This window comes from Trueperella sp. LYQ143 (assembly GCF_046599595.1).
In the GTDB taxonomy this organism is placed as follows: Bacteria; Actinomycetota; Actinomycetes; order Actinomycetales; family Actinomycetaceae; genus Trueperella.
On record NZ_JBKIWR010000020.1, the window covers coordinates 15,972 to 34,193 of the forward strand.

Sequence of the window (18,222 nt, forward strand, 5' to 3'; positions counted from 1 at the left end):
AACGACCTCACTTCTTCTTCGCCGTCGGGGCGGTGCGGATACCGAGCTCACGCTCGCGGGCAATCGTGTAAATACGTGCGATATTGTGACGCACTTCCTTAAGACGACCGGAGTCTTCCAGACGATGGGTCACAGCAGAGAACCGGAGGTTGAACAGCTCTTCCTTCGATTCCTTCAGGCGTTCGGCGAGTTCGGCGTCCGTGAGCTTATCCAGCTCGTTCGTACTAATGCCCTTAGCCATCATTCACCATCCTCACGGGAAATAAAACGGGTCTTCATCGGGAGCTTGTGCTGAGCACGAGATAGTGCGCCTCGTGCGAGCTGCTCGTCAACACCAGCAAGCTCAAAGAGCACACGACCTGGCTTAACATTGGCAACCCACCATTCGACCGATCCCTTACCGGAACCCATACGGGTTTCAGCGGGCTTCTTCGTCAGCGGGCGATCCGGGAATACATTGATCCACACCTTGCCACCACGCTTGACGTGACGGGTCATGGCAATACGGGCTGCCTCGATCTGGCGGTTGGTCACGTAGGCCGGCTCAAGAGCCTGGATACCGTACTCACCGAAAGCCAGGGTGTTACCGCCCTTGGACATGCCCGAACGGGTCGGACGGTGCTGCTTGCGATGCTTGGTTCGGCGGGGAATGAGCATGAAACTCAGGCCTCCGTTTCTTGGGTAGTGGGCGCCTGCTCCGCAACCGGAGCAGCAGCCTTCTCAGCCTGTGGCTGAGCCTCAGCATTGGTGTTACGACCACGACGTTCGCCACCACGGCCACCGCGACGACGCTCACCGCGACCGCCACGGCCACGCGGAGCTTCCGTCAAAGAACGGAAGTACTCGGCGTCCGTAATATCGCCACGGTAGATCCATACCTTCACACCGATACGGCCGAAGGTAGTACGAGCCTCATAGAAGCCGTAGTCGATATTTGCGCGAAGGGTGTGCAACGGCACGCGCCCTTCACTGTAGAACTCGGAACGCGACATTTCTGCGCCACCGAGACGACCAGAGCACTGCACACGAATGCCCTTAGCACCGGAACGCTGCGCGGACTGAATGCCCTTACGCATTGCGCGGCGGAAGGACACACGGGAGGCAAGCTGCTCGGCAATTCCCTGGGCAACGAGCTGTGCGTTCGCTTCTGGGTTCTTCACCTCGTGGACATTGAGCATGATCTCTTTCTTCGTCAGCTTCTCGAGATCTTCGCGAAGGCGATCAGCTTCAACACCGCGGCGTCCGATAACGATGCCCGGACGAGCAGTGTAGATATCGACGAATACGCGTTCATTGCGACGCTCAATATGCACGTGCGAAATACCAGCGCGTTCGAGATTACGCTCAAGGAACTTACGGATCTTGATGTCCTCACCGATGTAATCGGCGTAGGTCTGACCCGGCTTGTTCGAATCTGTGAACCACTTGGATCGGTGATCGGTTGTAATTCCAAGACGGAAACCGATCGGGTTAACTTTCTGTCCCATTTCTGGCTCCCCTCTCTACTACTTCTCGTCACCGACGATAACGGTGATGTGGCACGAACGCTTGAGGATCCGGTTTGCGCGCCCCTGTGCTCGGGGACGAATGCGCTTCATCGTTGGACCTTCATCAACGTAGGTCTCCACGATCTTGAGGGTTTCCTCTGCGAACTTTTCACCAGCACGCTCAGTCTCGTAGCGCGCATTGGCAATCGCCGACAACAACACTTTACGGATGTCGCGAGCAACAGCCTGCGGCGCAAATTCCAATACGTCCACGGCTTCGGTTGCACGCATGCCACGGATCTCGTTAATCACGCGGCGTGCTTTCTGGGGCGTGACGCGAATGTAACGCGCCTGTGCCTTGGCTTCCATAATCCTGCCTCTCCTGCCTTACCGGCGACGGCCCTTGCGATCGTCCTTCTCATGCCCCTTGAAGGTACGAGTCGGAGCGAATTCGCCGAGCTTGTGGCCGACCATGGACTCGGTGACGAACACCGGCACATGCTTGCGACCGTCGTGGACTGCGAATGTGTGACCCAGGAAGTCCGGCGTGATAATCGACCGGCGCGACCAGGTCTTGATGACGTTGTTGATGCCCTTGTCGTTCTGCTCATCGACCTTCTTCTGAAGGTGCTCGTCAACGAAAGGACCTTTCTTCAAACTACGCGGCATAGCTGACCTCTCCTATCAGTGCTTCTTGCCAGTCTTGCGACGGCGCACGATGAGCTTGTCGCTGGGCTTGTTCGGATGGCGGGTGCGTCCTTCCTTCTTTCCCCACGGGGAGACAGGGTGACGTCCACCGGACGTCCGGCCCTCGCCACCACCGTGTGGGTGGTCGAACGGATTCATGACAACACCGCGGACCGTCGGGCGTACACCCTTCCAGCGCATGCGGCCTGCCTTGCCCCAATTGATGTTGGACTGTTCAGCGTTGCCTACCTCGCCGATAGTGGCGCGGCAACGTGCGTCAACGTTACGGATTTCTCCGGACGGCATACGCAATTGTGCGAGCTTGCCTTCCCGAGCAACGAGCTGCACCGACGCACCAGCGGAACGGGCAATCTTTGCCCCACCACCGGGTCGAAGCTCAACGGCGTGGACCACGGTACCAACCGGGATATTGCGCAGCGGCAAATTGTTACCTGGTTTGATATCGGCTGTCGGACCAGCTTCGATCATCGTGCCCTGAACGACCTTTTCCGGTGCCAGAATGTAGCGCTTTTCGCCGTCTGCATAGTGCAGTAGCGCGATACGAGCAGTGCGGTTCGGGTCATACTCAATATGAGCAACGCGTGCTGGGATACCGTCCTTATCGTGGCGGCGGAAATCAATAACGCGATACTGGCGCTTGTGGCCACCGCCCTTGTGACGGGTGGTGATACGGCCGAGGTTATTGCGGCCACCTGTCTTGGTCAACGGGCGCAGCAGCGACTTCTCCGGCGTAGATCGGGTGATCTCGACGAAGTCGGCTACGCTCGAACCGCGACGACCTGGAGTCGTCGGCTTGTACTTGCGAATTCCCATGAGTTTTCCTCAATACTTCCCGTCGGTCTAGCCGACGATATCGCCGTAGATGTCGATTGTGCCTTCGCGCAGGGTGACAATTGCGCGCTTCGTGCTCTTGCGGCGGCCAATGCCGTCACGAGTACGGCGCGTCTTGCCCTGGCGATTCTGCGTGTTCACGGACTCGACCTTGACGTTGAAAATCTTTTCAATCGCGATCTTGATTTCCGTCTTGTTTGCTGAAGGGTGCACGAGGAACGTGTACTTGCCTTCGTCCTCTAGACGGGCTGCCTTTTCCGAGGCGATCGGCTCGAGGATGATGTCACGCGGATCTTTGTTATGGAACGCTGCTTCGGTCACTTCGTCTCCTCCTTGGCATTAGCACCGATCCAGCCCTGGTAGGCGGCTTCGGTGAAGACGACGTCATCAGCGACGAGAACGTCGTAGGCATTGAGCTGATCGAAGTAAATGAGGTGAGCTTCCTGAGCATTGCGCAGTGAAAGCACGGTCATCTCATCGGAACGATCAACAACGACGAGCGCTTTGCGGCGACCATCGGTAAGATCAAGCAGCAGCTTCAATGCGGTCTTTGTCGATGGGGTCTGACCATCGAGGAAGCTGGATACCACGTGAAGGCGACCGTGACGAGCACGATCTGACAACGCCTGACGCAGTGCAGCAGCAATCATCTTCTTGGGGGTGCGCTGAGAATAATCACGCGGCACCGGACCATGAGCAATGCCGCCACCCGTCCAGTGCGGAGCGCGGATAGAACCCTGGCGAGCACGGCCTGTGCCCTTCTGACGCCACGGCTTCACGCCGCCACCGCTGACTTCACCACGGGTCTTTGCCTTGTGCGTGCCAGCACGGCGAGCGGCAAGCTGGGCCGTCACAACCTGGTGCAACAGCGGAACATTCGCTTCGAGGCCGAACAAATCGGCGTCGAGAGTGACACTACCGGACTTCTTGCCGGTGTAGTCAATAACGTCAACCTTGAGGTCTGCCATTTACGATCAGGCTCCCTTCGCGGCAGTACGGATCACTACAGCGCCACCCTTGGAACCGGGGATTGCGCCGGAGACAAGGAGAAGCTCGTTCTCGGTGTCCACTGCGTGAATGGTCAGATTCTGCACGGTCACACGGGCGTTACCCATGCGACCAGCCATGCGCGTGCCACGGAAAACGCGGGCAGGAGTTGCCGAAGCGCCAATAGAACCGGGCTTGCGGTGGTTACGGTGCGAACCGTGGGAGGCCGACACACCAGCGAAGCCATGACGCTTCATCGTGCCAGCAAAACCCTTACCCTTCGACTTGCCAACGACGTCAATCGTCTGGCCTGCTTCGAAGGTATCTACACCGAGTTCTTGTCCAAGTGCATATTCTTCAGCATCGCTGGTGCGAACTTCCGCAACAAAGCGACGCGGGCTAACACCGGCCTTCTCAAAGTGGCCAGCTAGCGGCTTGGTAACGTTCTTGTTCTTCAGTTCGCCCGATGCGATCTGGATAGCGCAGTAGCCGTCCTTTTCCATGGTACGAATCTGAGTAACGACGTTCTTGCCGACTTTGACAACGGTGACTGGAACGAGCTGAGCATTTTCGTCCCACACCTGGGTCATTCCTAATTTCACGCCAAGCAGCGCCTTAACAGGCGCAGCGGCGGTTTGGGTATTCTTCGTCATGATGCGTTACCTCAGAGCTTGATCTCGACGCTGACATCCGCCGGAAGATCCAGGCGACGCAGAGTGTCAATTGTCTTCAGAGTCGGATCGACAATGTCAATCAGCCGCTTGTGCGTGCGCATTTCAAACTGTTCGCGGCTGTCCTTGTACTTATGGGGCGAGCGAATAACGGTGAAAACACTGCGCTTAGTAGGCAGCGGCACCGGCCCCACAACCGACGCTCCGGTACGGGTAACTTCGTCGACGAGCTTTTTCGCTGCGTTGTCGATGACCTCGTGGTCATATGACTTCAGACGGATGCGGATTTTTTGTCCCGCCATGGCGTCGTCTCCCTCTCTCTACCTCGGCGTTCACAGCCCCCGCACTCGGGCGTGTCGCACTCGCGAGAGTAAACTACGAAGCCCTATGCGATTGTTGTGAACCCCTTATGTACTGGGGGCTTTTGCTCCCCAGCCAAGTTCTTTTCCGCTCAGATCCCTCCGAGCAACCTGTCCAGTATGACAAATCCAGTGTTTCATCGGCAAATTCTGCGCTGCCGAGGTGGCTAATCACACTAATAACAGCGTCAGTTTCAAACTGACCCGAGTGACTACTTTACCAGCGTAGAGCCAGTTCCTCTAGGCAGATTGGCTGTGAAGCGAAACACCACATGTTTCTGCTTCTTTAACTAAAAGTATTCCCTGCAGAACACACTCATAAAATCTGCTCACTCGTGCTTTATACACACATTCTGTAGTGAGCTAGCGATTACGGAGGAAGGCCTGCGCAAACAACGGTCTCCTATCTTTTAGATCGGAGACCGGTAAGTTACACGCCTAAGCAGCGTTAACTATGTACATACTTTGTGAATACTGTCAGATGCACTTGGTGCCCCGCTGAAATCAGCGGGGCACCAAAGTCTTATGATATTAGATCATTAATTACTTGATGATCTTGGTGACTCGACCAGAGCCAACCGTGTGGCCACCCTCGCGGATAGCGAAGCCGAGGCCTTCTTCCATAGCGATCGGCTGGATGAGCTCGACCGTCATCTCGGTGTTGTCACCGGGCATAACCATCTCGGTGCCTTCAGGCAGCGTGATAACGCCGGTAACATCCGTGGTACGGAAGTAGAACTGCGGGCGGTAGTTCGAGAAGAACGGGTTGTGGCGACCACCTTCGTCCTTCGTCAGAACGTAAACCTGAGCTTCGAACTGGGTGTGCGGGGTGATCGTGCCCGGCTTGGCAACAACCTGACCACGCTCCACATCTTCGCGACGGATACCGCGCAGAAGCAGACCACAGTTCTCGCCTGCGTCGGCGTGATCCATCTGCTTGTGGAACATCTCGATGCCGGTGACGGTCGTCTTCTGCGGAGCGCGGATACCGAGGATTTCAACTTCCTCGTTCAGGTTCAGCTGACCACGCTCAACACGACCGGTCACAACGGTGCCGCGGCCGGTAATGGTGAAGACGTCTTCGATCGGCATGAGGAACGGCTTCTCAAGATCGCGAACCGGATCCGGGAAGTAGGTATCCACGGCTTCCATGAGCTCTTCGATGGACTTGACCCACTTCTCATCGCCTTCCAGAGCCTTCAGCGAGGAGATCTGGACGACCGGAGCGTCGTCGCCGTCGTAATCCTGGGAGCTCAGCAGATCGCGAACTTCCATTTCGACGAGCTCAATGAGCTCGGCGTCATCAACCATGTCGCACTTGTTCAGTGCAACGATGATGTGCGGCACGCCAACTTGGCGAGCGAGCAGCACGTGCTCACGGGTCTGAGCCATCGGACCATCGGTAGCAGCAACCACGAGGATTGCGCCATCCATCTGAGCAGCGCCGGTAATCATGTTCTTGATGTAATCGGCGTGACCCGGTGCGTCAACGTGAGCGTAGTGACGCTTCTCGGTCTGGTACTCAACGTGGGCAACGTTAATCGTAATACCACGCTGACGCTCTTCGGGAGCCTTGTCAATCTCATCGAACGGGGTGGACTCGTTCAGATCCGGGTACTTCTCTGATAGCACCTTGGTAATAGCAGCCGTCGTCGTCGTCTTACCGTGATCGACGTGACCGATCGTGCCGACGTTCATGTGCGGCTTGGACTTATCGTACTTGGCCTTTGCCACTTGCGCCCTCCTGGGACTAGTTTTCTGAGTCTCTTCAGCTTAGAGGATGACACGCTCCCGTGTACATCGCCAAAGAAATCTTACTGTTTATTGTCGTTGCTTGTAAATTCACGCCGGAATTATCACACCGGACACTCGGATTATTCGCCGTGTGCCTTCTGGATAATCTCATCCGACACGTTCTTGGGCACCTCTTGGTACTTTGCCATCTGCATGGTGTAGACCGCACGGCCCTGCGTCTTAGAACGCAGATCACCGACGTATCCAAACATCTCCGACAGCGGCACCAGAGCGCGCACGATCTTAACGCCAGTGGCATCTTCCATTGAGGAAATCTGACCACGACGAGAGTTCAGATCGCCGATCACGTCGCCCATGTACTCTTCCGGCGTACGCACTTCGACGTCCATTACCGGCTCCAAGATAACCGGCTTGGCTCGCTTGGCACCCTCGCGGAACACCATCTGACCAGCAATCTTGAATGCCATTTCCGAGGAATCGACGTCATGGTAGGCGCCATCTTCCAAGGTAGCTTTCACGTTGACCATCGGATAACCGGCAAGCACGCCATTTTCCATGGCCGCCTGAATACCCTGATCCACCGACGGGATGTATTCACGCGGAACGCGACCACCAGTGACCACGTCAACGAACTCGTAGGTCTTGCCCTCTTCGTTCTCCTCGAGAGGTTCGAAAGTGACAATAACCTTTGCGAACTGACCCGAACCACCAGTTTGCTTCTTGTGGGTATACTCAACCGACTGTGCCTTGCCACGAATCGTCTCGCGGTAAGCAACCATCGGAGCACCAACATTCGCGTCAACCTTGAATTCCTTCTTCATGCGGTCAACCAGAATGTCAAGGTGGAGCTCACCCATACCGCCGATAACCGTCTGGCCAGATTCATCATCCAAACGCACGGTGAAGGTCGGATCTTCTTCTGCTAGCTTCTGAATAGCCGTTCCGAGTTTCTCCTGATCCACCTTTGACTTCGGCTCAATGGCGACGTGGATAACCGGATCCGGGAAGGTCATTGATTCAAGCAGGATCGGGGCGTCTTGCGCGCACAGGGAATCACCCGTTGTGGTGTCCTTCAGACCCACGACGGCGTAAATGTTACCTGCGGTTGCCTCATCAACCGGATTCTCCTTGTTGGAGTGCATCTGGAAGATCTTAGAAATACGCTCACGCTTGCTCTTCGAGGCATTCATGACCTGATCGCCAGCCGAAATGTGACCGGAGTACACGCGGATGTACGTCAAACGACCAAAGAATGGGTGAGTTGCAATCTTGAATGCCAAGGCTGCAAACGGCTCATCCTTCGATGGCTTACGCTTGATGATCGTCTCTTCATCCTTCGGATCATGGCCCTCGACGAATTCCATATCCAGCGGGGACGGCAAGTAATCAACGACAGCATCCAGCATTGGCTGCACGCCAATGTTCTTGTACGCCGAACCAGCGAACACTGGGAAGATCTCACCAGCAACCGTCATCTTACGGATCACGGCTTTCAGTTCGTCAATGCTGATTTCTTCGCCACCGAGGTACTTCTCAAGCAGGGTCTCATCGTTTTCTGCAACTGTTTCAACGAGCTCTGCCCGCAGTTCTTCTGCACGATCCAACAGATCTGCAGGAATTTCCTCTTCTACCACAAGGTTTCCGAAAGTCTCTTGACCTTTATCATCCTTGACGGGGAAGCGGATGGCTTTCATCTTCAGCAAGTCGATAACACCGCTGAAATCAGCCTCAGCACCGATCGGATAGTTCATCACCAACGGAGTGGCCTTCAAACGGTCACGAATGGTCTGGACGGAGCGATCGAAATCCGCGCCCATCTTATCCATCTTGTTGATGAAGCACACACGCGGAACGTTGTACTTATCTGCCTGACGCCACACGGTTTCAGACTGAGGCTCAACACCTTCTTTACCGTCGAACACGGCAACAGCACCGTCGAGAACGCGCAAAGAGCGCTCAACCTCAACCGTGAAGTCCACGTGGCCGGGGGTGTCAATGATGTTGATTTGATTGTTATTCCAGAAACAGGTCACAGCAGCGGAGGTAATGGTAATACCACGTGCCTTTTCCTGTTCCATCCAGTCAGTGGTCGAGGCGCCATCGTGGGTCTCACCGAGCTTGTAGTTAATGCCGGTGTAGAGCAAGATACGTTCCGTAGCGGTCGTCTTGCCGGCGTCGATGTGCGCCATAATTCCAATGTTGCGGACCTTGTTCAGATCCTTCTGCACTTCAAGTGCCACTATTGTGTTCCTTATCCAGGCCGTACGGCCTACCAGCGAGTTTTACCAGCGGTAGTGGGCAAAGGCACGGTTGGCCTCAGCCATACGATGAACGTCTTCACGACGCTTCACAGCGGCACCGAGACCGTTGGAGGCATCCATGATTTCATTCTGCAAGCGCTCAAGCATCGTGTTCTCGCGACGATCACGGGAGTAATCTACGAGCCAGCGGATAGCGAGGGCGTTTGCACGGTTTGGCTTGACTTCCGTCGGAACTTGGTAGGTTGAACCACCCACGCGACGGGAGCGAACTTCAAGCTGGGGACGGATGTTATCCAGAGCGCGCTTGAGTACTGACAGCGGCTCCTGACCCGTCTTTTCTTCAACACCAGCAAGGGCACCGTAGACAATACGTTCTGCTGTGGACTTCTTGCCATCACGCAGGACGCGGTTGATTAGCTGGGTGACCACTGGAGAGTTATGGACCGGATCGTTAACGAGTGGACGCTTGCGAATAGGACCCTTACGAGGCATTACTTCTTCTCCTTCTTCGCTCCGTACTTCGAACGACCCTGGTTGCGGTTCTTCACACCCTGGGTGTCAAGAGCACCACGGACGATGTGGTAACGCACACCGGGAAGATCCTTCACACGACCACCTCGAACGAGCACGATTGAGTGCTCTTGGAGGTTGTGACCTTCACCGGGGATATAAGCCGTCACTTCAATGCCTGACGATAGACGCACACGGGCGACCTTACGCAGAGCAGAGTTCGGCTTCTTCGGTGTCGTGGTATAAACACGAGTACACACGCCACGACGCTGCGGGCTACGCTTCAAGCCCGGAGTCGAGGAGGTGCTCGTCTTACGAGAGCGGCCCTTACGGACCAGCTGCTGAATAGTAGGCACTATTTCTCCTGTGTATATTTTGTTCAGATCGTCGAACTGCCCGTCTGTTCGTCCCGAACGTCCTTAGGGGAAGGACACCGCACCTTTCCCAGCGCCGCAGCTTGATTATGCGATGGCGGCTTAAACAGCAACATTTCGCCAGACCAACGCAGCAACGTTCAAGTTGCGGAACGGGCGCCAACGACTAGGTTAACGACTTTTCACCGTCGGAGCAAAGAATGTAGGGCAATTCCACAGTGGAAATACCCACAGTCCGCGGCGGCACTGCTCCCCTACTACGTGAGAATCAGCTCAGCGTCTACAACTTCGCTATCCGGATGGCATTGCAATAAGAGGCATGCTCTAGTAACAGCCCCTGCACTGGCACGATGAGCGCACTAGGCCTTACTCTCGTCAGTGCTACGCTCATGGCCCTCATTAACTTCCGGGAAATAATTATCTATCGGCAGTTCGTTGACCATACGCGAGTAATGTTCTGCCAGCGCCCTAAGGTATCCGGAAACATCTCCACGTTCACCACATTCCAAGAGCTGGTGATGGAGTGTGATGTCGTAGCGGATTTCGTCTTGCGTCGGTTTACGAAGTTTATTCATAACCACCTTTTCGACATCCCAAAAAGCCTCCAATAGCTGCACAAATAGCAGTGAATTCGTCAGCTTTGCCAAGATGAGGTGGAAGGCGCGATCTGCTGCAAAAATAGGTTCTTGCCGCGCAAAACTCTCTTCCATATCCGCAATCGTTTGGCGGATATCGTCATTTGTGCGATGTTCTAGCTTTGCGACAACCATTGGCGCGTATGCTTCATCGAGCTTCCAACGGGTCATTAACACGTCGCGGAGCGCCACGAGCCCGCCGAGTGGGGTCTGTGCAGAGCGGAAGGTTAGCGACTCCACCATAGGCTGTAAGGACATATTCCCGACATACGTTCCCGTTCCACGACGGACTTCCACAATATCTAAGGTGGCCAGCACCTTGATCGCCTCGCGAATGGAAGCGCGCGAAACCCCGAGTAACTCGACGAGGTCACTTTCGGAAGGTAACAGCTCACCCGATTGTAGCCCACGCTCCAAAATAAGATTCTTAATAGCATCAACAACGGGGTGCTTGCGCAATTTTGCTGCTTTTTGCTGTGGTCCGTCACCGTATGCCATGAGGCCAGCTCTCCTTATTAAAACCTATTGACAGGATTCTAGCGCATAGTTACGATACTCACATGACGTCTGACGTCTGACGTCATACGTTTTTCGCATTGACGTAACAAAGGAGTTAAGAGATGCGCCGGAAACGCTTATTTGCATCACTAGCCACGATTGCTGCTGCCATCGCGTCCCTCAGCGCATGTGGCGGATCTGATTCCCCCGAGCCGAACAGCGCACCTGACGGAGAGCTGGAAGGCAACATCGTTTTCTGGTCAAGCTATACCCAAGGCCCGCGGGCACAATACATGCAGGAAATGGCTGACCGATTCATGAAAGAACACCCCAAGGTCCATATTGATATTGAGCTCTTCTCCTGGGGTGAGTTCTACACCAAGTGGACGACAGGTTTAGCAACCGGCAATGTGCCCGATATTTCCAGCGCACTGCCCTACCACGTCACCGAAATGATTGACGCCGAAGCCCTCGTACCACTCAACGACGTGATTGATGAGATTGGTCGGGATCGCTTCTACGAAGCCGCCCTCAAAGAAGGTGAAAAGGACGGTCAGAACTACTCCATTCCACTGTATTCCCACGCCCAAGTCATGTGGTATCACGACGAAATGCTGAAAGCTGCTGGCGTTGAAGTTCCTCAAACCTGGGATGAACTCGCCGTTGCGGCAAAGAAGCTCACAGGTAACGGTCAGTATGGTCTATCTGTTCCCATGGGCACGAACGACATGATGGCCACCCGCTTCCTGAACTACTACGTGAAATCAAACGGCGGCACATTCTTCGACGATAAGGGACACGCCAAGCTGACCGACCCCATCGTGCTTGACGGCATTAAGTATTGGGTTGACATGTACAAGAACGCCTCCCCCGAGGGATCTGTCAACTTTGCTGTGCTCGATCAAGCCACGCTGTACTACCAGGGCAAGACTGCCTTCGATTTCAACTCTGGATTCCAGATCTCCGGCGTTGCTTCCACCAGCCCGCAACTTCTCGATGGAGTCCACGCAGCTCCGCTACCGAAGATGAAAGCTTCTGATCCGATGTACGGGGCAGAAACCTCCAACCAACCAATGGTTATCTGGGCAAACTCCAAGCACCCCGAGATCGCTAAGGCTTTCCTTAAGACCTTGTACCAGACGGACGATTACATCCGCTTCCTGCACTCCGTGCCGGTTGGCATGATGCCCGCCCTGAAGGATATTGCAGATAACGAAGCCTTCCTGAACGATCCACAGATCCAAAAGTTCCGCAAAGAATTCGATCTGATTAACCAAACGATTCCACTATCGACCGCAATCGGCCTAGAAAACGGCCCCCGAGTCCAAGCTGGAATCTTGGCAAACCAAGGCGTTATCGAAAGCATGTTCCAAGATATCGTCCTGCACGGTACCCCCATAGAAACAGCCGCAAAGACTGCTGAGGATAAACTCAACCAGCTCTTTGAAGCTGCTGGAGCAACGGAGTAAGTATTATGACTCGCGCCGATTCGCAACGCACGAGTAGTGGCGTGGCAGCCAAGCGCAGAAAAACCGGAGGCCGGATACGGCAAATCAACTGGGTGGGAGTCGCATTCGTCGCTCCATCCGTGATTATCGTCGTCGCGCTCCTGTTCTATCCGCTGGTTTCCTCAGCTTTCTACTCGATGACCACCAAACACCTCATTAAGCCGTCCTACGATTTTGTTGGCTTCGACAATTTTGCCAAGCTAATAAAGGATCCGGCATATTGGCACGCATTTTTTAATTCCATTAAATGGACGCTCGCCTCTGTGCTCGGACAACTCGGATTGGGATTTGCCTTAGCGATGGCGTTAAACAAGGTCCGTCGCGGATCGGCACTATTCCGCACTCTGCTCATTATTCCTTGGGCTTTTCCGGCAGTCATTATCGCATTTACGTGGAAATGGCTCCTCAACGACGTGTACGGCTTCGTTCCTAACCTCTTGCAAGATATGTCGATCACCGATCAGGTGGTGGCACTATTAGCCGATCCTGGCACCGTCTTGTGGGTGGTACTCGGAATTAACATCTGGTTCGGCACTCCGCTCTTTATGGTCAATATCCTCTCCGCCTTAAAGACCGTGCCTGCCGACCAGCTCGAAGCCGCACACGTTGATGGGGCAAATGCGCTACAGCGATTCCGTCACGTCACTCTTCACCACATTCGCTCGGTCATTGGGTTGCTCGTCATTTTGCGCACCATCTGGGTATTCAACAATTTCGATTTGTTGTTCCTCATTACCGGTGGAGGTCCTGGAGATATGACGACAACTCTGCCGATCTTTGCCTATCGCACGGGATGGGGACTCAAGCAACTCGGAATGGCCTCTGCGGTCACTATCTTGCTCTTAGTGTTCCTCTCCCTCATTGCCCTCGTATTATTCCGATTTATCAGCCGTTGGGAGCGTGAGGATCGATGAGAAGCCGCCGGACAACGCGACGCCTCTCCAGCGTCATTATCTATGCTTTCCTGATTCTCGTCAGTATCATCTTCGTATTCCCACTGCTGTGGATCATTATTTCGAGCCTAAAATCTGGCGTTGATCTGTCCTCTAGCCCTACCCGTATCCTGCCAGAAGTATTCACTTTCGATAATTACCGACGGGTGCTGTTCGATTTGGGATTCTTAACGAATTTGAAGAATTCTCTGATCGTCTCAGTTGTGACGACTGCTATCACTATCGTCATTACATGTATGGGGGCATACGGAATCGTTCGGTTCTTCCCACGAGTCGGTCGTAAGATCACAAAACTGCTGGTAACAACCTACATGTTCCCACCTATTTTGCTTGCCGTGCCGTATTCGATGGTGTTGGCCAAGCTCGGTTTAGTCAACAACTATTTCGGGTTGATTCTGGTTTACCTATCGTTCTCTATCCCCTACGCATTATGGATGCTGGTCGGTTTCTACCAGACGGTTCCCCTCGAAATTGAGGAAGCCGCTCAAGTCGATGGTGCTGGCAAATTCCAAGTTTTTGCTCGGATCGCAACGCCAATCGTCTTGCCCGGCATTGTTGCCACCGCAATCTACACGTTCATCAATGCCTTCAACGAGTTCCTCTACGCTTTGCTGTTTATGACCTCCTCTAGCAAAATGCCGGTTGCCGTCGGGCTGTATTCACTTACCGGCACCGAGGTTCTCGATTGGGGTGCCTTGATGGCCGCCTCCGTATGCGTGGCCGTCCCATCCGTCATCGTCTTTATGTTCATCCAACGCTATATCGCCGCTGGTTTGACTGAAGGCTCCGTCAAATAATCCTATATTTCTCCCCTCTGACTTTATCTGAAAGGATTTCTCTATCATGACCATCCACTACGGAATCGTTGGTTCCGGATACTTTGGTGCAGCTCTCGCCCGTTCATTGCACCGTCTCGATGGAGCCCGCGTCGTCGGCATATATGACCCAGATAATGCCGAAAAGCCTGCCGCAGAACTTGGTGCTGAGGTTTTTCCAACTCTCGATGCGCTCGCCTGCGATCCTCGTATCGATGCGGTTATCGTCGCTTCTCCGAATGGGCGGCATATTGATGGCGTATTAGCTGCTGCTCGCAATGGCAAGGCTGTATTTTGTGAAAAGCCGATCGCGCTGTCCTATGCCGATTGCAAACTGATGGTTGACACCGCAAAAGAGAACAATGTGTTCTTTATGGCCGGTCACGTCATGAATTTCATGAATGGTGTGCGCTTAGCCAAGCGAATTATTGCTGAGGATAAGATCGGTAAGGTGCTTTTCATTCGGACCTTGCGCAACGGGTGGGAAGATAAGCAGCCGTCTGTGTCATGGAAGAAAGTGCGTGAACTTTCTGGTGGGCATTTGTACCATCACATCCATGAGCTTGATTTCGTTCAGTCAATCCTTGGCCCGGCAGCGAAAGCCACGATGGCAGGCGGTAACGTGGCCCATTGCGGCGAGGGATATGGGGACGAAGATGATCTCATGCTCATCACCTTGGAATTTGATAATGGAGCATTCGCTGCTATTGAATATGGTTCAGCTTTCCGCTGGCCAGAGCACAATGTGCTGATCCAGGGCGAAAAGGGCGCTATTAAGATTGATTTGCAAGATACTGGCGTGACCGTCCGGATTGGCGATACCGAGGAGCATTTCCTCTTACATCGTTGCCAGGAGGAGGACGATCAGCGCACCGCCATCTACGCTGATTCGGCGACGGATGGGGCCGTTCAGTACGGCACCCCCGATAAGCGACCGCCGCTGTGGCTGGAGGGCATTATCGAGGAGGAAATGACGTATTTCCACGGTCTTATGCAAGGAAATCCAGTTGAAGAAGAGTTTGCCAAGCTGTCTGACGGTACGGCCGCTATGGAGGCAATCGCCACGGCAGACGCTTGCACCTTATCGAAGCTGGAAGATCGCAAAGTGGCCATCAGCGAGATTACACAGAAATAGCACATATACGCTGTAAATCTGGAGGGGCTGAGCATGAAAGTATAGCTCAGCCCCTCCATTTTCTCGATATTTTGCTCTTGTTTTCTTTCAACGAAACCGATACCGTGGAAATAGACATAGATCACACGCTTTGTCTGTGTTCGGCATAAGGCTCGGTTTGCACTGCAGCTACGCGTACCGCGAGAGTGATGACTTATCGCTACACCGCCCTCACGATAGAACGCGAACGTATATCCGCATTATGCGGCGTCGGAGTTCTCTTTTTTTCGTATTTCGCTTAATCACCGGAAACCAAAGGAAGAGTGCCATGAAAACCTTAGCTCTTATCGCGATTGGAAGTATTGCCGCAGTGATGTCTGGCGCGGCATATAGCGTGGCATCTGCCAGCGATACCGAATCCACATCGCCTTCTCAACTCACACAATTCAACGAGGTTCGTCGGCATACTGCGGATGTTTTAGGTCTGCCAGATGACGATGAATATACCATCGTAGTATCCGACGAAATCTTCCACTCCACCAACCCAGAATTCACAGATCTTTACCTCTACCAATACAGCGACGGCGAAAAATCCAGCAACGTACTCGCCCTCCCCGCTGACGATCCCCGTATCGAATACCTCCTGACCGAATCACGATCCACAGACCCCACCTCACTAGCACACACCATCCCCACAAAAAACCTCACCGACAACGATCGAGAACTCATCATCTCGAAATACACCCAAGAACAACGCGAAACAACCCGCCACGCTATCGGCAACTTCCTCGAAACAAACCACATCGCAGGAGGATTCAACTTCGACCCCTGGACTGACACATTCATCCTCGGACTCGACACCACACAACTAAACGGCAAAACACTACCCACAACCGACATCCCCATCACAACAGAACAAGCCACAGTCTCCACGTCCGCTTATAACGATGGTATGCAAGCTCCTTATCGTGGAGGCGGAGCAATATACAACTATGGCGGTCAAAGGTGTACCTCGGGTATCCCCGCAATCATGGGGAGTACTCGCGGATATTTCACTGCTGGTCACTGCTTCGATAACGGTGCCCGAATTTATTCCCGCCCACAAGCAGGAGCTAACTACTTCACCGGAAAAGTAACTAGCACCATTGCTTACCCGCGAGTTGATGCCCAATTCATTAGCGGAGTATCTTACGCAGGGCAAGTTATTGTGGATAATTCGGGAACATCTTGGCCGGTAGCAGGCCTTTATCGCTCAGAGACAGGTCCTGGGCATCTTATCTGCTTCACTGGCTCCACTTCCGGCGCCGTATGCGATAACTATGTTCAATCTTACAAAGGCTCATATTGCGATGGAACATGTTACTACAATCTCATCGAGCTTTTCGGTGGTCGCTCATGCCAAAAAGGCGACTCTGGCGGAACGGTATATGGAAAATTCGGTAAACGGGTGAAGGTTAGCGGGATAATTTCCGGTTTTCGAAATCCATTTATCGGTCGCTCAACAACATACGTTACTCCGTGGGAGGCTATTGCTATTGGATACAACGCACGTATTATCACCGAATAGGAGGTAGCAATATGTTTAGCCACATATTTTCGCGTCTTCGCCAAGTAGGCGCTTGCAGTGTCGGCATATTGTGTTGTTTTGTATTAATAAGTTGCAGTGATACTTACACAGCGCCAACTCTGCCTGGAAGTGATGCCGGCCCAGCTGTAGCCCGTCGCTACACGTTAGAACGGATAGATCTGGGTGAAGGCGAAGCCTGCCCCATCGTCAAACCCGACACCCTAATGATCTTCTCCTCAAAGGTCACAGTCGCCGACGATGGATCATCCATCACTGTTGATGGCGTCACTATCTCCCCTGGTAACGCATTTGAATCCGGCGAGACAAAAGAACTCCCACCCACAACCTGCGGCGGGAAACAATACCAGAAAGTCCTCCACCAATACTTTGGCGGAGTATCCGAGGGAAATTAACCCATCCTACATGCGTTTAAGGCGCGCCAACGATAAGCAATCACCACTGTGCTAACTGTGTGGAATCAAGGAAAATGGTTCCACACAGTTGCTCCAGATGACGATGTCTAACCGAGTTAATGCATTAGTTTTCAAAACGTGCTCCATATATCGATATTCAGGAGGAAAAATGAAGGCTTCGACTATCGTAGTTATTGGCGGTATTGCGTGCGTGGCTGTTGGATTATCCTGTTCTTTTCTAATGAATGATCCTTCCCCCAATGTTGGTCGTGATGATTTTTCCAATAGCTTTCAGGAGGTTCGTCGGCATACTGCGGATGTTTTAGGTCTGCCAGATGACGATGAATATACCATCGTAGTATCCGACGAAATCTTCCACTCCACCAACCCAGAATTCACAGATCTTTACCTCTACCAATACAGCGACGGCGAAAAATCCAGCAACGTACTCGCCCTCCCCGCTGACGATCCCCGTATCGAATACCTCCTGACCGAATCACGATCCACAGACCCCACCTCACTAGCACACACCATCCCCACAAAAAACCTCACCGACAACGATCGAGAACTCATCATCTCGAAATACACCCAAGAACAACGCGAAACAACCCGCCACGCTATCGGCAACTTCCTCGAAACAAACCACATCGCAGGAGGATTCAACTTCGACCCCTGGACTGACACATTCATCCTCGGACTCGACACCACACAACTAAACGGCAAAACACTACCCACAACCGACATCCCCATCACAACAGAACAAGCCACAGTCTCCA

The 18,222-nt window shown here is 53.6% G+C and carries 22 protein-coding genes; 7 read left to right on the forward strand and 15 right to left on the reverse strand.

Features of this window, described 5'->3' with window-relative positions:
* Nucleotides 1-7: 7 nt before the first annotated feature.
* From rpmC to ACLHIL_RS07990, 15 genes are all read right to left on the reverse strand, one after another.
* Entirely contained in the window at nt 8-244 is a 237-nt protein-coding gene (gene rpmC, locus ACLHIL_RS07920) for a 50S ribosomal protein L29 (protein WP_411297420.1), read from the reverse strand.
* Entirely contained in the window at nt 241-657 is a 417-nt protein-coding gene (rplP, locus tag ACLHIL_RS07925) for a 50S ribosomal protein L16 (RefSeq protein WP_411297421.1), read from the reverse strand. The genes rpmC and rplP overlap by 4 nt, the downstream gene beginning before the upstream one ends.
* 5 nt (nt 658-662) lie before the next feature.
* Nucleotides 663-1,487, reverse strand: a complete 825-nt coding sequence (gene rpsC, locus ACLHIL_RS07930; RefSeq protein ID WP_411297422.1) for a 30S ribosomal protein S3 — start codon at nt 1,485-1,487, stop codon at nt 663-665.
* Nucleotides 1,488-1,505: 18 nt separating this feature from the next.
* A complete protein-coding gene (gene rplV, locus ACLHIL_RS07935; RefSeq protein WP_411297423.1) occupies nt 1,506-1,856 on the reverse strand; it encodes a 50S ribosomal protein L22 in 351 nt (116 codons plus the stop codon).
* An 18-nt stretch (nt 1,857-1,874) separates the two neighbouring features.
* Complete coding sequence (gene rpsS / locus ACLHIL_RS07940; RefSeq protein WP_411297424.1) at nt 1,875-2,156, reverse strand: 30S ribosomal protein S19; 282 nt, start codon at nt 2,154-2,156, stop codon at nt 1,875-1,877.
* A gap of 15 nt (nt 2,157-2,171) precedes the next feature.
* Complete coding sequence (gene rplB / locus ACLHIL_RS07945; RefSeq protein WP_411297425.1) at nt 2,172-3,008, reverse strand: 50S ribosomal protein L2; 837 nt, start codon at nt 3,006-3,008, stop codon at nt 2,172-2,174.
* Nucleotides 3,009-3,035: 27 nt separating this feature from the next.
* Nucleotides 3,036-3,347: a 50S ribosomal protein L23 gene (gene rplW, locus ACLHIL_RS07950; RefSeq protein WP_411297426.1), complete on the reverse strand. Its 312-nt coding sequence runs from the start codon at nt 3,345-3,347 to the stop codon at nt 3,036-3,038.
* Nucleotides 3,344-3,994, reverse strand: coding sequence for a 50S ribosomal protein L4 (gene rplD, locus ACLHIL_RS07955; RefSeq protein WP_411297427.1), 651 nt, complete (start codon nt 3,992-3,994; stop codon nt 3,344-3,346). Before rplD ends, rplW begins: the two co-directional genes overlap by 4 nt.
* Nucleotides 3,995-4,000: 6 nt before the next feature.
* The gene (rplC, locus tag ACLHIL_RS07960) at nt 4,001-4,666 is read right to left on the reverse strand and encodes a 50S ribosomal protein L3 (RefSeq protein WP_411297428.1); all 666 of its coding nucleotides are present in this window, start codon (nt 4,664-4,666) and stop codon (nt 4,001-4,003) included.
* Between the two features lie 11 nt (nt 4,667-4,677).
* Nucleotides 4,678-4,986, reverse strand: coding sequence for a 30S ribosomal protein S10 (gene rpsJ / locus ACLHIL_RS07965; RefSeq protein WP_024963332.1), 309 nt, complete (start codon nt 4,984-4,986; stop codon nt 4,678-4,680).
* Nucleotides 4,987-5,586: 600 nt separating this feature from the next.
* Complete coding sequence (gene tuf, locus ACLHIL_RS07970) at nt 5,587-6,777, reverse strand: elongation factor Tu (protein ID WP_411297429.1); 1,191 nt, start codon at nt 6,775-6,777, stop codon at nt 5,587-5,589.
* Nucleotides 6,778-6,917: 140 nt separating this feature from the next.
* On the reverse strand, nt 6,918-9,038 hold the full coding sequence (gene fusA / locus ACLHIL_RS07975) for an elongation factor G (RefSeq protein WP_411297430.1): 2,121 nt from the start codon (nt 9,036-9,038) through the stop codon (nt 6,918-6,920).
* Nucleotides 9,039-9,080: 42 nt separating this feature from the next.
* Complete coding sequence (rpsG, locus tag ACLHIL_RS07980) at nt 9,081-9,551, reverse strand: 30S ribosomal protein S7 (RefSeq protein ID WP_411297431.1); 471 nt, start codon at nt 9,549-9,551, stop codon at nt 9,081-9,083.
* The gene (gene rpsL / locus ACLHIL_RS07985) at nt 9,551-9,925 is read right to left on the reverse strand and encodes a 30S ribosomal protein S12 (RefSeq protein ID WP_411297432.1); all 375 of its coding nucleotides are present in this window, start codon (nt 9,923-9,925) and stop codon (nt 9,551-9,553) included. Before rpsL ends, rpsG begins: the two co-directional genes overlap by 1 nt.
* 377 nt (nt 9,926-10,302) lie before the next feature.
* Nucleotides 10,303-11,076, reverse strand: a complete 774-nt coding sequence (locus ACLHIL_RS07990) for a FadR/GntR family transcriptional regulator (protein ID WP_411297433.1) — start codon at nt 11,074-11,076, stop codon at nt 10,303-10,305.
* Between the two features lie 122 nt (nt 11,077-11,198).
* On the opposite strand from ACLHIL_RS07990, the gene ACLHIL_RS07995 reads away from it, so the two are divergent.
* The 7 genes from ACLHIL_RS07995 to ACLHIL_RS08025 all read left to right on the forward strand — a co-directional run.
* A complete protein-coding gene (locus ACLHIL_RS07995) occupies nt 11,199-12,545 on the forward strand; it encodes an ABC transporter substrate-binding protein (protein ID WP_411297434.1) in 1,347 nt (448 codons plus the stop codon).
* A gap of 5 nt (nt 12,546-12,550) precedes the next feature.
* Nucleotides 12,551-13,498 (forward strand): carbohydrate ABC transporter permease, encoded by a 948-nt coding sequence (locus tag ACLHIL_RS08000; RefSeq protein ID WP_411297435.1) that lies wholly within the window; start codon nt 12,551-12,553, stop codon nt 13,496-13,498.
* Entirely contained in the window at nt 13,495-14,334 is an 840-nt protein-coding gene (locus ACLHIL_RS08005) for a carbohydrate ABC transporter permease (protein ID WP_411297436.1), read from the forward strand. The genes ACLHIL_RS08000 and ACLHIL_RS08005 overlap by 4 nt, the downstream gene beginning before the upstream one ends.
* A gap of 46 nt (nt 14,335-14,380) precedes the next feature.
* A complete protein-coding gene (locus ACLHIL_RS08010) occupies nt 14,381-15,487 on the forward strand; it encodes a Gfo/Idh/MocA family protein (RefSeq protein ID WP_411297437.1) in 1,107 nt (368 codons plus the stop codon).
* Between the two features lie 307 nt (nt 15,488-15,794).
* Nucleotides 15,795-17,033 carry a hypothetical protein gene (locus tag ACLHIL_RS08015; protein WP_411297438.1) on the forward strand — a complete coding sequence of 413 codons (1,239 nt, stop codon included), beginning with the start codon at nt 15,795-15,797 and terminating at the stop codon, nt 17,031-17,033.
* 224 nt (nt 17,034-17,257) lie between these two features.
* Nucleotides 17,258-17,446, forward strand: a complete 189-nt coding sequence (locus ACLHIL_RS08020) for a hypothetical protein (protein WP_411297439.1) — start codon at nt 17,258-17,260, stop codon at nt 17,444-17,446.
* Nucleotides 17,447-17,615: 169 nt separating this feature from the next.
* Nucleotides 17,616-18,222: hypothetical protein (locus ACLHIL_RS08025; protein ID WP_411297440.1), on the forward strand; the 607-nt coding region annotated here is incomplete at its 3' end.

What these genes read in the sequence shown, in the direction of transcription:
- rpmC (WP_411297420.1), bottom strand. Translation starts at nt 244, where the DNA reads ATGATGGCTAAGGGCATTAGTACGAACGAGCTGGATAAGCTCACGGAC.
- rplP (WP_411297421.1), bottom strand. Translation starts at nt 657, where the DNA reads ATGCTCATTCCCCGCCGAACCAAGCATCGCAAGCAGCACCGTCCGACC.
- rpsC (WP_411297422.1), bottom strand. Translation starts at nt 1,487, where the DNA reads ATGGGACAGAAAGTTAACCCGATCGGTTTCCGTCTTGGAATTACAACC.
- rplV (WP_411297423.1), bottom strand. Translation starts at nt 1,856, where the DNA reads ATGGAAGCCAAGGCACAGGCGCGTTACATTCGCGTCACGCCCCAGAAA.
- rpsS (WP_411297424.1), bottom strand. Translation starts at nt 2,156, where the DNA reads ATGCCGCGTAGTTTGAAGAAAGGTCCTTTCGTTGACGAGCACCTTCAG.
- rplB (WP_411297425.1), bottom strand. Translation starts at nt 3,008, where the DNA reads ATGGGAATTCGCAAGTACAAGCCGACGACTCCAGGTCGTCGCGGTTCG.
- rplD (WP_411297427.1), bottom strand. Translation starts at nt 3,994, where the DNA reads ATGGCAGACCTCAAGGTTGACGTTATTGACTACACCGGCAAGAAGTCC.
- rplC (WP_411297428.1), bottom strand. Translation starts at nt 4,666, where the DNA reads ATGACGAAGAATACCCAAACCGCCGCTGCGCCTGTTAAGGCGCTGCTT.
- rpsJ (WP_024963332.1), bottom strand. Translation starts at nt 4,986, where the DNA reads ATGGCGGGACAAAAAATCCGCATCCGTCTGAAGTCATATGACCACGAG.
- rpsG (WP_411297431.1), bottom strand. Translation starts at nt 9,551, where the DNA reads ATGCCTCGTAAGGGTCCTATTCGCAAGCGTCCACTCGTTAACGATCCG.
- ACLHIL_RS07990 (WP_411297433.1), bottom strand. Translation starts at nt 11,076, where the DNA reads ATGGCATACGGTGACGGACCACAGCAAAAAGCAGCAAAATTGCGCAAG.
- ACLHIL_RS07995 (WP_411297434.1), top strand. Translation starts at nt 11,199, where the DNA reads ATGCGCCGGAAACGCTTATTTGCATCACTAGCCACGATTGCTGCTGCC.
- ACLHIL_RS08000 (WP_411297435.1), top strand. Translation starts at nt 12,551, where the DNA reads ATGACTCGCGCCGATTCGCAACGCACGAGTAGTGGCGTGGCAGCCAAG.
- ACLHIL_RS08005 (WP_411297436.1), top strand. Translation starts at nt 13,495, where the DNA reads ATGAGAAGCCGCCGGACAACGCGACGCCTCTCCAGCGTCATTATCTAT.
- ACLHIL_RS08010 (WP_411297437.1), top strand. Translation starts at nt 14,381, where the DNA reads ATGACCATCCACTACGGAATCGTTGGTTCCGGATACTTTGGTGCAGCT.
- ACLHIL_RS08015 (WP_411297438.1), top strand. Translation starts at nt 15,795, where the DNA reads ATGAAAACCTTAGCTCTTATCGCGATTGGAAGTATTGCCGCAGTGATG.
- ACLHIL_RS08020 (WP_411297439.1), top strand. Translation starts at nt 17,258, where the DNA reads ATGATCTTCTCCTCAAAGGTCACAGTCGCCGACGATGGATCATCCATC.